Here is a 12647-nt window from a genome sequence, read left to right on the forward strand (position 1 = left end):
GGAGAAGGATTCGAACCTTCGAAGGCAGAGCCGTCAGATTTACAGTCTGATCCCTTTGGCCGCTCGGGAACCCCTCCCCAAGTGCGAGGCGCATACTAACAGATCTTCGCTCTTTGTGAACCCCTTGAAGCGTTTCTGGCAGCAAAAAATGACTGTTCGTCGATTTTTTGATACATCCAGCTCAAAAATCAAGCTTATCAGCAAGTTGCATGCTGATTTTCTGCACAAAAGAGCATCCGTGCAAGGGGGTGAGGTAGATAAGAGAAGACTGCCTGTGTCGGTAGTCTTCCCGATCATCACATCTAGCGCTGGAACGGGTAGACGGAACCCAGTTTCAGGATTTGGGTCAGCTCGTCCAGCGCGCTGCGAGACTCCTGCACCAGGGTCGGATCACGCAGGTCATCGAGAGTCAGGCGGTCGCGGTAGTGGCGATCTACCCAGCCATCGAGGCGGGCAAACTGGCTGTCGTTGATAAGGCAGGCCGGATTGACCGCAGCGAGTTCCTGATCGTTCATGGCAACCCGCAGTCGCAGGCAGGCCGGGCCGCCACCATTACGCATGCTCTGTTTCACATCCATATAGTGGACCGCCTTGATCGGAGTCTCCTGCGTCAGCAGCTTGCCAAGATAGGCCGACACCGCCGGATTATCGCGGCACTCGGTGGGGGCGATAATGGCCATCTCGCCGCTCGGCAGGGTGAGGATCTGGGTGTTGAACAGGTAGGATTTCACCGCATCCAGCACGGATACCTCGGCAGTCGGCACTTCGATAAAGTGCAAATCCCCCTCGCCAAACTTGTCGCTGATCTCTGATAGCACGGCTTCGGTGTTGAGGAACGCTTGCTGGTGGAAGAAGAGCACATTCTGGTTGCCCACTGCGATCACGTCGTTGTGGAACACTCCCTGATCGATCACCTCCGGGTTTTGCTGAATAAACACCACGCTCTCCTCGCCAAGGCCATGCAGGCGGGCGATGGCCTGGCTTGCCTCCAGAGTCTGGCGGGCCGGATAGCGCTTCGGCGCCGGGCGGGAGTAGTCAAAGGCGCTGCGGCCATAGACAAACAGCTCGACCCCCGCCTCGCCGTAGGCGCGGCAGAGGCGGGTGTGGTTGGCCGCCCCCTCGTCACCGAAGTGATCATTTTCCGGCAGGTGGAGGTGGTGGCTGAAGTGGCGATCATTGTTGAACACGGCGCGCAGGATACGGCCAGTGACGTCCGGCTCCAGTGATCGGTGAAACTTGTTGGTCAGGTTGGCGGGTGTGAAGTGAATGCGGCCATCCCGGGTATCGGCACTCGGGGAGACGGTGGCGGCGTTGGCGGTCCACATGCTGGAGGCCGAATAGCAGGCGGCCAGTACGGCGGGAGCCTGTTTGGCGGCCTGTTCCAGCACCCGGGCATCGTTGCCGGTGAAGCCGAGGCGGCGCAGGGTGGCAAGATCGGGGCGCTCTTGTGGCGCCAGTACACCCTGGGTCATGCCAAGCTCGGTCAGCGCCTTCATCTTGAGCAGCCCCTGTTTGGCGGCCTCTTTCGGATTGGAGGCTTCCTGGGCATTGCTCTGGGAGGCAACGTTGCCGTAGGAGAGGCCTGCATAGTTATGAGTCGGGCCGACCAGACCGTCGAAATTGACCTCGAAGTGCTTCATTGAGTACATCCTTTCGATTTTTATGATGGGTAGCGGTTCCTTCCGCGCACAATGCGTCGGGGTTGGGCCATTATAAAGAGATTTTATGTTTTTGTAACAAGCCGGTAACCAGCAGACGTTTTTATGTCGTTTCAGATATAAAAAGAGGGGCGGTATGGCAGAAAATTGAAAAAGCGGTTGCGTCCGGCCTGTTGCCTTCGCATTAATAAATAAAGAAGCAATAAAAGAAGCCGTGTGGTTCGGGCTGGTCAGGCAAATTTGCTCACAAGATTGCTTTTTCGCGCCAAATCTCTTATACAGCCCCACAAAACCGCACACCAACCCCGTCGGGTGCAATGAGGATAATAGTTACAGCATGGGCAAATCACTGGTCATAGTGGAGTCTCCGGCCAAGGCCAAGACGATCAATAAATATCTGGGCAAGGACTACGTGGTGAAATCCAGCGTTGGTCATGTTCGCGATCTGCCCACCAGCGGCAGCGCCAGCACCGAGCCCAAGAAACCCGTCATTCGCGGCATCAAGTTGAGCGAAGCTGAAAAGGCAGCCAAGGATCGCAAGGCCCTGTTTGCCCGGATGGGCATCAATCCGACCGCTGGCTGGCAGGCTAACTACCAGATTTTGCCCGGCAAGGAGAAGGTGGTCAGCGAGTTGCAAAGTCTGGCCGAGAAAGCCGACACCATCTATCTCGCAACCGACTTGGATAGAGAAGGAGAGGCGATCGCCTGGCACCTGCGCGAGATCATTGGTGGCGACGACAGCCGCTACAAGCGCGTGGTGTTCAACGAGATCACCAAGAGCGCCATCAAGGAGGCGTTCGCCCAGCCGTCCGAACTCAATATTGACCGCGTTAATGCCCAGCAGGCTCGTCGTTTCCTCGACCGAGTGGTGGGTTATATGGTCTCTCCACTGCTGTGGAAGAAGCTGGCGCGCGGTCTTTCCGCCGGTCGAGTGCAATCCGTTGCGGTGCGTCTTATCGTCGATAAAGAGCGCGAAATCAAGGCGTTCGTACCGGTCGAGTTCTGGGATCTCAATGCCGACCTGCTGACTGCCGACAAGAGCGATCTGCGGATGGAAGTGGTCAGCCGCAACGGGGCTGACTTCAAGCCGGTGACCCAGGCCGAGACCTTTGCCGCTGTCGCAGCCCTGGAAGGGGTCGACTACAAGGTCGTTAACCGGGAAGACAAGCCGACCGGCTCCAAGCCGTCCGCGCCGTTTATCACCTCCACCCTGCAGCAGGCGGCCTCTACCCGTCTGAGCTTCGGGGTCAAGAAGACCATGATGATGGCCCAGCGTCTCTATGAAGCGGGTTACATCACCTATATGCGTACCGACTCCACCAACCTCAGCAAAGAGGCGGTTGAAGCGGTGCGTGAATATATCGGCGAGCAGTATGGCGCGGCCTATCTGCCAGCCGAGCCGAATCTGTATGGCGCCAAGGCCAATGCCCAGGAAGCGCACGAAGCGATCCGTCCCTCCAACGTACAGGTGACTGCCGAGATGCTGGAAGGGATGGAGCCGGATGCCATGCGTCTGTACGATCTCATCTGGCGTCAGTTCGTTGCCTGCCAGATGACCCCCGCTCAGTACGACTCTTCCACCCTGACCGTCAAGGCGGGTGAGTTCGAGCTCAAGGCCCGTGGTCGTACCCTGCGCTTCGCCGGTTGGACCAAGGCGCTGCCGCCGATGGGTCGCAAGGGTGAAGATAGCCAGCTGCCTGCGGTCACCGTGGGCGAGGTGCTGAAACTGGTCAAGCTGGATCCGCGCCAGCACTTTACCAAGCCGCCTGCCCGTTTTACCGAAGCTGCGCTGGTGCGCGAGCTGGAAAAACGCGGCATCGGCCGTCCCTCTACCTACGCCTCCATCATCTCCACCATCGTTGATCGTGGTTATGTGCGGGTCGAGAGCCGCCGTTTCTTCGCCGAGAAGATGGGTGAGATCGTCACCGATCGTCTGGTGGAGAACTTCGTCGAGCTGATGAACTACGAGTTCACCGCCAAGATGGAAGACAAGCTCGATGGCATCGCTGAAGGGAGCCTTGAGTGGAAGAAGGTGCTGGACAGCTTCTACGCCGAGTTTACCCAGGAGCTGGAGAAGGCCGACAAGGCGCCCGAAGAGGGCGGCATGCGTGCCAACCAGATGGTGATGACCGACATCGACTGCCCGGATTGTGGCCGCAAGATGGGTATTCGTACCGCCACCACCGGCGTCTTCCTCGGCTGCTCCGGCTATGCACTGCCGCCGAAAGAGCGCTGCAAGAAGACCATCAACCTGGTCTCTGCCGATGAGTTTGTCTCCGCCACTGACGGCGAAGAGGCGGAAACCGAGGCGCTGCGTGCCAAGCACCGTTGCGGTGTCTGTGGCACAGCGATGGATGCCTACATCATCGATGACAGCCGCAAGCTGCACGTCTGTGGTCGCAACCCGGACTGCGATGGCTACGAAATCGAGAAGGGCCAGTTCAAGCTCAAGGGCTACGAAGGGCCGAGTATCGAGTGCGACCGCTGCGGCAGCGAGATGCAGCTCAAGAACGGTCGTTTCGGCAAGTACATGGGCTGCACCAACGAGACTTGCAAGAACACCCGCAAGATCCTGAAAAACGGCGACATCGCGCCGCCGAAAGAAGATCCGGTACCGTTGCCGGAGCTCAAGTGTACCCAGTCCGATGCTCACTTCGTGCTGCGTGACGGTGCTGCCGGTCTGTTCCTGGCAGCCAGCAACTTCCCCAAATCCCGCGAGACTCGCGCGCCGCTGGTGGAAGAGCTCAAGCGCTTCAAGGATCGCATCTCCGCCAAGCACAAGTATCTGGCGGGAGCCCCGCTCACCGATCCGGACGGCAACCCCGCCATCGTGCGCTTCAGTCGAAAGACCAAGGAGCAGTACGTGATGAGCGAGGTCAACGGCAAGGCGACCGGTTGGACCGCTCACTACGACAACGGTACCTGGCAAGAGAGTTTGCCGAAGGCGAAGAAAGCCTGATGACAAAGAGGCCCCGACCAGGGGCCTCTTTGCTTATGGATAAGGGTATACTGAGACAGCTGCAAGGAGTGCAGCTGTCGTCAATCGCGAAGTAGACAAGGAGGTTGAGATGGAGATTAACGAGATCCGGCCGGGCATGAGCTGCATGACCCGGGAAGGGGCTGCCTATGTGCTGGAGGTGGACCGACAGAGCCTGCTTGTGCTGCTGCAGCGCGAGGACGAGACTATACCGGTGCAGGTGCGCAGTGAGGAGATCCTGGCACCGCTGGAGTGATCTGGCAGTGCCCCCCTCAAAACGGCAGTAGAAAAAGCAGCTCGGCCAGGTCGGGCTGCCATTGCCACTCCTTCATTCTGACCCGCCCACCAATCACGGGCACGCCCTCTTCCTGCAGCAATCCCGCCTGTCTGTCGAAGCCAGCCGACCCTTTTGGTAAGGAGATGGTGCCTGCTGCGCCCAGCACCCGATGCCACGGCAGTACCTTGTCGGTTTCCCGCAGCACCTTGCCTACCAGTCTTGCCCGTCCGGGCAGCCCGGCCAGATCGGCCACCTGACCGTAACTGGCCACCTTGCCGGCAGGGATGAGGGCGATGATCGCCTCGATGCGCGCTCCCTTGTCGAGAGCTGGCGAGAGGGAGGCTGGCATGGTGATGGCTCCGGTATAAAAATTGAAGCGCCATTGTGGCGCTTCTTCGGCATGGCCGGCAACCCTGCTTCAACCGAAGGTCTGACTCAACCCCTTTAGCTGTTGGGCTCGCTCCAGCAGTTCGCGGCTTGAGTCATCAACCTTCTGCATCTTGGCGCTGTTGGCGCGGGAGTAGTCCGAGATCTGGCTAATGTTGCGATTGATCTCCTCCACCACTGTCTGTTGTTGTTCGGCGGCGGTGGCGATCTGGGTAGAAAATGCAGTCACCAGCTCGATCTCCTCCAGTACGGTATGGAGGTTGGCTGATCCCTCCCGGGTCATCTGAGCGCACTCGCGTGTCTGTTGCAGATTCTCCTGCATCATGCCGCGCCAGCGCCCCAGCGTCTGCTGGAGCTGCTGTATGCTGCCCTGGATCTGCTCGGTTGCCTTCTGGGTGCGGGTGGAGAGGGTTCGCACTTCGTCCGCCACCACCGCAAAGCCGCGTCCCTGCTCACCGGCCCGGGCCGCCTCAATGGCGGCGTTGAGGGCCAGCAGGTTGGTTTGATCGGCGATACCCTGGATCTCCCCCGTCACACTGCCGATCCGCTCCGACTCGCTGGTGAGCTCCACCGCCGAGTTAAAGGCCAGTTCTGCCTGTCTGGCAAGTTGCTCGATATGCTGTTCGGTGCGGGACAACTGCCGATCTGTCTGCTGGCAGCGGCTGCGCGCCTCGCTCACCTGGCTGTTGGAGTCCAGAATGTTGCGAGCAATTTCGTAGGCTGTGCTGGCCATCTGGGTCATGGCTGTCGCCATTTGCCGGGTCTGGGCATCCTGTTCCGTGATGTCATGATAGGCCTGATGGGAGGCTTGCTTCAGATTGACGGCCAGGGCTTGTAGGGGATCGGTGGCATCGTTGATCCGGCCCAGCACTGTGCGGATGCGGGCTTGCAGCATCTTGATATGAAAATCGGCGATGGCGCCGGGGCTGTCACCGGAGTAGACCAGCCTGGTCAGGCTGTCGTAGTCGAGCATCAGTTGTCTTAGAAAGTTGCGCAACGAGAACAGATCGGGCCCGTAGCAGCAGGCCACCAGCAACAGTGGCAATAGCATCAACAGTGTCGTGGTTATCCCCTGGGTCAACAGTGCCCATCCGAGGCTTGCAAGCAACAACAGTGCGAACAGGGGCAGTTTGATGCGGGCAAGAGAGAGGCTCGAAGGTCGGGTTCCCTGCTCTATCCTGAGCAAGGCCTGGTAAGTTTGGGTTGCCACCCGTTTCAGCTCGGGATCAGGCTTGCAGCGCACCGATTGATAGCCGCTGATCCTGTTCCCCTCGTAGATGGGGGTGACGTAGGCATCTACCCAGTAGTAACGACCATCCTTGCAGCGATTTTTGACGATGCCGCGCCAGGGTTTACCCTCCTTGAGGCGGGCCCAGAGATCGGCGAAGGCGGCCTTGGGCATGTCGGGGTGGCGTACCAGATTGTGGTTGTGACCGACCAGCTCGTCGGCGCTATAGCCGGCGATGGTGCAAAAAGCCGGATTGGCGTAGGTGATCACCCCGCGCAGGTCAGTGGTGGAGACCAGTTGTACGTCGGCAGGAAACTCCACTTCGCTATCCAGGGTATGGACATCTCTGCGGGCCATAGGAATACGCTCCGATGTTCTTGTTGATAATATTGTCGTTGTTATTGTGGCAGATCTGGAGGTGACCGCAGGCTCGCGCCAGCAGGCGCCAGACCAGTTTCATAGGGGGCTGAATTTTGCCAATAATGGCGGATGAATGGTAGGGGGAAGTTGATGTTTTGTTGGCTAATCGTAAAAAAGGCGGCCGATTGGCCGCCAAAGTAGAGACAACATTACCTCTGTGGCATCCGGTAGCGCACCTGCAATTGATCGAGGATCTGCAGCTGACCCGGCAGGCGGGCGGCGAAGTGCTCCCAGCCCTTGTGGGCGGGCTCGCTCCAGGCCACCTCGGCCGTGGCCAGCATGCGCGGGAACAACATGTAGTCGAGACGATCGCGGCTGGTGATCAATTCTGACCACAAGGGGCTCAGTACCCCGAGGATGTTATCGTTGGCATGGAAATCGGCTGGCGCAGGATCGCAAGCATAGACCTGCTCCAGATTGAGGGTTCCCGCCCAGTAGAGGCCGGGTTCATGAATATCGGCGCTCCAGGCGAGATCGAGATAGAGGAACTGGGCGGGCGCCATCACCACCGGATAGCCGGCCGCGGCGGCGTCCAGCCCCGCCTGGAAGCTGGTCCAGGCACAGATGGCCGCTTTGTGGCTCACCTTGTCGCCATGCAGGATCTCCTCCCAGCCGATCATCTGTTTGCCTCTGGCGGCCAGATAGCGCTGGCAGTGGCGCAGCAGATGGCCCTGCAGCTCGCGGCAGTCGGCGTAGCCCTGCTCGACCATCAGCTGCTGGCAGGCGGGGCTGTCGGTCCAGACCCCGGTCGGCACCTCGTCACCCCCCATGTGGATCTGCGGGCCGGGGAAGAGTTCGCACACCTCGTCCAGCACCGCCTCCAGAAAGCGGTAGGTGCCGGGCAGGGCGGGGTTGAGCACGTTGTCATCGAAATGCTGAACCGAGCGGTAGCGGGAGTGATCCGCCGTTTCGATCAGCAACTCGGGCAGCGCTTTGATGGCGGCGTGGCAGTGGCCCGGAATGTCGATCTCGGGAATGACGGTGATGCCGAGCTCACTGGCATAGCTCACCAGCTCCTTCATCTCGCTCTGGGTGTAGTAGCCGCCATAGGGTTCGGCACCGCCGCTGAGCTGGGGGTCGATCGCCAGATTATGGCCGCGCCAGGCACCCACGTCGGTCAATGCCGGGAAGGCCTTTATCTCGAGTCGCCACCCCTCGTCATCGGTCAGGTGCCAGTGGAAGCGGTTGAACTTGTAGAGGCTCATCAGTTTGAGCAGACGCTTGATGGTTGCCGGAGTGTGGAAGTGGCGGGCGCAGTCGAGAAAAATGCCGCGAAAACCAAAGCGCGGGGCATCCTCCAGCGTGATGCAGGGCAGGCTCTCCCCATGTTGCAGATACCACTGAGCCAGCGTGACCAGCCCATGACGCCAGCCCGCTTCGTCGGCGGCGGCAATCAGCACCTCCTGCGGCGTGATGGTGAGTTGGTAGGCTTCGGGGGCCAGTTTGGCCTCGGTCAGCCGGATTTCAGCGTCGTGATCCTGCTCCAGTGCCAGCGACGTCAGCTCGTTGAAGTGGGCCAGCAGCTTCGGCACATCGTGAGGGGCGCTGACATGAGCCCGCTCGGCCAGCCGGAAGTTCCCCTCCAGCAGTACCAGATGGGCCGGTTGCGGCACTATACCGGGCAGGGACTCGACATCCGGCAGATCGGGGCGGGTTACCGGCGGGTTCTCCAGTCCGAGATCCTGAGCGGCCAGCGTCACCGGCAGCAGCTGGGCACCCGTGGTGGCCTCCGGCAGGCTGAGAAAGAAGCCCTGCGGCATGTCGGAGAGCTTCTTGATGGGGGTCTGGCGGCAGCAAAAGCGCAGCTCGCAGCTGCCAGTTTTTGGGACAATCACCTTGTAGCTGCCGCTCTGGCGCTCCAGCTCGCCCCCTTGCAAGGAGTCGGGGTCGATATGGCGAGCCAGACAGAAGTGCAGCTTCCACTTGGTATCAGGCATGCGGGAGAGGGTGAAGGTGAACCAGACATCCTCGCCGTCACGCCGGGCTACCTGGGTGTGGATCAGGGGTGTAGACATGGAAAATCCTCTGATTGGGCAAACAGGATGGCGCCATCGAGCGCATCTGCCTGGGGGGGGATCAGGTTGAGCTGGCCGAGACGGGGAGCGAGGCGGGTGCCAATCCCCCCCAGCAGGGCGATCTGTCTGGCACCCTGCTGGATCATTCCCTCCAGCAGGATCCGCAGCTGTTCGCAGGTTTCGTCCAGCAGCTGATTGGCGAGCTCGTCGCCATCGCTGGCAGCATCGAATACCCAGGGGGCAAAGTGGCCATAGTCCGCCGGAATGGCGCGGGCGGCCCAGCGAACCACCTCGGCTTGATCCCGCTTGAAGCGATCCATCAAGCGGATGGCGAGGGTGCTGGGGGGCAGAATGCCGTCGTGGCAGAGCAGAGATTGCTGGATGGCACGCAGCCCCAACCAGGCGCCGCTGCCTATGTCTGAAATGGGGAAGCCGCGGCCGGAACAGGTGCGGATCTGCCCCTCCTGATAGACCAGCCCCACCGAGCCGGTACCGGCGATGAGGATGGCCCCCTCACGGCCGCCAAAGGCGCCGAGGCAGGCACCGAAGGCATCGGAGGTGAGCCTGACGCTGGCGAAGGGGAAGGGCATCTCGAGCAGGGCGTGATAGCAGTCGGCCAGCTCGGCGGAGGCGAGCGCCAGTCCGACCCCCATCTGCTGTTCACTCTCGATAGCGATCCCGGCGGCAAGGCGGGCGCTGGCGATGGCGGCCAGCACATTGGCGTGGGCATGGGGGATGCCCAGCTCCAGATTGGAGCCGGCCGCGCGCCCCTCTCCGAGCAGCTTGCCCGCCCGATCCCGAATGCGGGCGCGGGTGTGGGTGCCCCCGCCATCGACGCCGACCCAGAACTCAATCATGGTGACCTCCATTTCCCTGCGCATTCAGCCAGGTGATGGCCAGGGCAAACCAGGCTGCGTGGGGGATCCACTGCTCGCCCCAGCGCCAGTTCTGATCCAGCCGATCCTTGTACTCCTCCGGAATAAAGGCCACCTCATTTTCGTCATCAAACCCTGAGGTGATGCCGTTGCAGATACCCCCCTGCGCATTCGGATACCCGGCGGTATAGGCGGGGTTGTTGATGCCGTGGCCCGCCAGCATGCAGGCGTTGAAGGGGTTTTGCCCGAGGATCCAGTCGAGTTGGCGCTGGCCATAAGTGAGCAGCGGCTGGCTCTGGCGGGGGAAGTGGCGGGCGCCAGCAAAGGCCATAGCCGCCAACGATGCGAGGCGGGCATTCTCCCCCTGCCACCAGTAACCGGATTCGTTGTTGTGGGGCATAAAGAAGCTGACGCGCGGCGCTTCATCCACCCCTTTCACATATTGGCGGGCGAGGGAGAAGGGGTTGCCCGCGCGGGCGCAGAGCGCCAGCTCGGCGGCCAGCGCCTGCTCCACCACGGTTTGTACCCTAGCCTTGTATTCCTGATCCGGCTCTACGCCCAGATATTCCAGCAGCGCCAGCATCGGCAGGCCTGCCTCGGCGGCGTGGTAGTAGGGGCGCGAGCCATCCTCGTTGGCCGACCAGTAGTGACCCAGCTCAGGATGAGGGCGTTGGCGGGCGCAAAGCTTGCTGGCACGGACTCTCGCCTCATTGAGCCACTCGGCGCCGAAGGTGCGGGTCAGTTCCACCGCCGCCAGCAGGGCGCAGTAGTCGTCGATGATGTTCTCGACCCCGTCATCGAGGTAGGCAAGGTTGTGTTCGCACAGATGCAGGTAGCCGCGTTTGGCCGCCTCGGCGTAGCGGCTGGCATCGAAGTCGCCGCTGACGCTCTCGCGGGCGGCGCGGGCCAGCGCGGCGATGGCCATGCCGCCCCCTTGGCGAAAACCCGCCTGCCAGTTGGCGGACTTGAGCCCCTGCTGGGTGGCATAGGCGCACAGCTCGCGCTGGGCGGGATCCTTGCTCCACTTGTCGAACAGGGTCATGTAGAAGAAGCCCGACTCATCCTGCATCCGGCAGAGGAAATCGGCGCCGTGCAGCGCCTCGTCATTGAGCCGCTTGCGGAGGTTCACCCCGTCGATATCGCGGCGTGGGGCCAGCAGTTCCCGGCACTTGAGCAGTGACCACACTACCATGGGGGTCTGCTGGGGGTTGAGGTAGTTGGCGTAGGAGAGGTGGCTCAGGTACTTGCTCATGTCGCCGCTGGCATCGAACCAGCCGCCGTGCACATCTTTGTGCTGGTCGGTGCCAAACAGGCGGGCGTTGCGGTCGGCCCGATCGAAGGTGCCGCTGGCGCGCTGCCCCTTGAAGTAGTGGATGACATCGGAGAGGCAGCGGCTGGCCAGCAGATCCTGGCCTATGGCAAAGCGGGTGGAGCGGACTATGCCTTGGGCAGTGATCGCCTCCAGCCGATAGTGGCCGGGCTCCTTGAAGGCGGAGAAGTCGGCACGCCAGTAAGCGCGCCCTTGCCAGCCTGGGACGCTGCCAGCCGGTTGCAGCGGGGTTTCAAACAGGATCTGGCCATCATCGAGGCGTTGCAGCCTGACATAGCCGCCGAGATCAGGGGCGGGGGAGGTTTGCAACAGGGCGATCTTGTGTCCGTCGCACTCGTAGCCCACCTGATTGATCAAGAGTTCCATCAAGGTATTACTCCTGTGGTTCACCGCCGGGCGGTGAGGCACATCACGGGGCTGTGGCCGCCCCGTATCGAGGCATGGCCGGACAGGGTTGTCCGGCCGATCTAAGTCTCACCTTCACTCGTAGAGATAGCAGCGCACGAAGTGGTTGTCGGCAAGCCTGGTGATGGGGGGCAGCGCCTCCTTGCAGCGGTGCATCGCCTGATTGCAGCGCCCGGCAAAGGGGCAACCGCAGGATTCCGGCGTCCAGAGCGGGATCTCCCCCTTGCGGCCCCCCTCCAGCTCGGCGTGGATACTCTTCTCCGGGTCGGGCACCGCCGAGATGAGCAGCTGGGTGTAGGGGTGCTGCGGGTGATGCAGGATCTCGTCCACCTCGCCCCACTCCACCATGTGACCCACATACATGACCGCCAGATCTTCCGCCACATAGCGGGCGGTGGCGATGTCGTGGGTGATGTAGAGCATGGAGACGCCGAGCTCGTTCTTCATCTGCTCCATCAGGTTGAGGATGCCGATGCGAATGGAGACGTCGAGCATGGAAGTCGGCTCGTCCGCCAGCACCACTTCCGCCTCCACCGCCAGATTGCGGGCGATGTTGACCCGCTGGCGCTGGCCGCCGGAGAGCTGGTGCGGATACTTGGCCGCCGTTGCTTTGGCAGGGGTCAGGCCGACCTTTTCCAGCAGGGCGTAGACCATGTCGGGCAGCTCTTTTTTGTCGATCACCTTGCTGTGCAGCAGCAGGGGGCGGGCGATGTGGTGATAGATGGTGTGGGTCGGGTTGAGCGAACCGAACGGATCTTGCCACACCATCTGCACGCTCTGGCGATAGTCCAGCAGGGCGGTACCCTTGTTGAACTCCTCCAGATCGTGGCCGCGATAGAGAATGCGCCCGGCACTGAGCTTGTACATCTTGGCGATGATCTTGGCGATGGTACTCTTGCCGGAGCCCGACTCCCCGACCACCGCCAGGGCGCGGCCCCGGTGCAGGTTGAAGGTGATGTCGGAGAGCGCCCGCATCTTGCCACTCTTGATGGCATTGGAGTTGATGGGGAAGTCCTTGTAGAGGTGCTGGACTTCGATGATGGGTGCATCGGTTTTGGCGATTTGCATGACAGAC

General features: G+C 61.3%; 9 protein-coding genes. 2 read left to right on the forward strand and 7 right to left on the reverse strand.

The genetic code is table 11. The features are described 5' to 3' along the window. Positions 1-302 precede the first annotated feature (302 nt). Positions 303-1640: an N-succinylarginine dihydrolase gene (gene astB, locus G5171_RS19320; RefSeq protein ID WP_019446732.1), complete on the reverse strand. Its 1338-nt coding sequence runs from the start codon at positions 1638-1640 to the stop codon at positions 303-305. Positions 1641-1995: 355 nt separating this feature from the next. On the opposite strand from astB, the gene topA reads away from it, so the two are divergent. After that, positions 1996-4617 (forward strand): type I DNA topoisomerase, encoded by a 2622-nt coding sequence (topA, locus tag G5171_RS19325; protein WP_421260613.1) that lies wholly within the window; start codon positions 1996-1998, stop codon positions 4615-4617. Between the two features lie 109 nt (positions 4618-4726). Then, positions 4727-4891 carry a hypothetical protein gene (locus tag G5171_RS19330; RefSeq protein WP_162851498.1) on the forward strand — a complete coding sequence of 55 codons (165 nt, stop codon included), beginning with the start codon at positions 4727-4729 and terminating at the stop codon, positions 4889-4891. Between the two features lie 16 nt (positions 4892-4907). Here G5171_RS19330 and G5171_RS19335 read toward each other — a convergent pair whose 3' ends face one another. From G5171_RS19335 to G5171_RS19360, 6 genes are all read right to left on the reverse strand, one after another. After that, positions 4908-5261, reverse strand: a complete 354-nt coding sequence (locus tag G5171_RS19335; protein ID WP_421221330.1) for an MGMT family protein — start codon at positions 5259-5261, stop codon at positions 4908-4910. Between the two features lie 69 nt (positions 5262-5330). After that, on the reverse strand, positions 5331-6884 hold the full coding sequence (locus tag G5171_RS19340) for a methyl-accepting chemotaxis protein (RefSeq protein WP_421260614.1): 1554 nt from the start codon (positions 6882-6884) through the stop codon (positions 5331-5333). Between the two features lie 212 nt (positions 6885-7096). Beyond that, the gene (locus G5171_RS19345) at positions 7097-8962 is read right to left on the reverse strand and encodes a beta-N-acetylhexosaminidase (RefSeq protein WP_421260615.1); all 1866 of its coding nucleotides are present in this window, start codon (positions 8960-8962) and stop codon (positions 7097-7099) included. Next, positions 8947-9819 (reverse strand): BadF/BadG/BcrA/BcrD ATPase family protein, encoded by an 873-nt coding sequence (locus G5171_RS19350; protein ID WP_421260616.1) that lies wholly within the window; start codon positions 9817-9819, stop codon positions 8947-8949. The genes G5171_RS19345 and G5171_RS19350 overlap by 16 nt, the downstream gene beginning before the upstream one ends. Beyond that, positions 9812-11533: a glycoside hydrolase family 9 protein gene (locus tag G5171_RS19355; RefSeq protein WP_421260617.1), complete on the reverse strand. Its 1722-nt coding sequence runs from the start codon at positions 11531-11533 to the stop codon at positions 9812-9814. Before G5171_RS19355 ends, G5171_RS19350 begins: the two co-directional genes overlap by 8 nt. A gap of 114 nt (positions 11534-11647) precedes the next feature. Further along, complete coding sequence (locus G5171_RS19360) at positions 11648-12640, reverse strand: ABC transporter ATP-binding protein (protein WP_421260618.1); 993 nt, start codon at positions 12638-12640, stop codon at positions 11648-11650. Between the last annotated feature and the right edge of the window lie 7 nt (positions 12641-12647).

Origin of the sequence: Aeromonas sp. 600774, from assembly GCF_049175075.1 — a bacterium.
GTDB classification, from domain to species: Bacteria; Pseudomonadota; Gammaproteobacteria; order Enterobacterales; family Aeromonadaceae; genus Aeromonas; species Aeromonas veronii_A.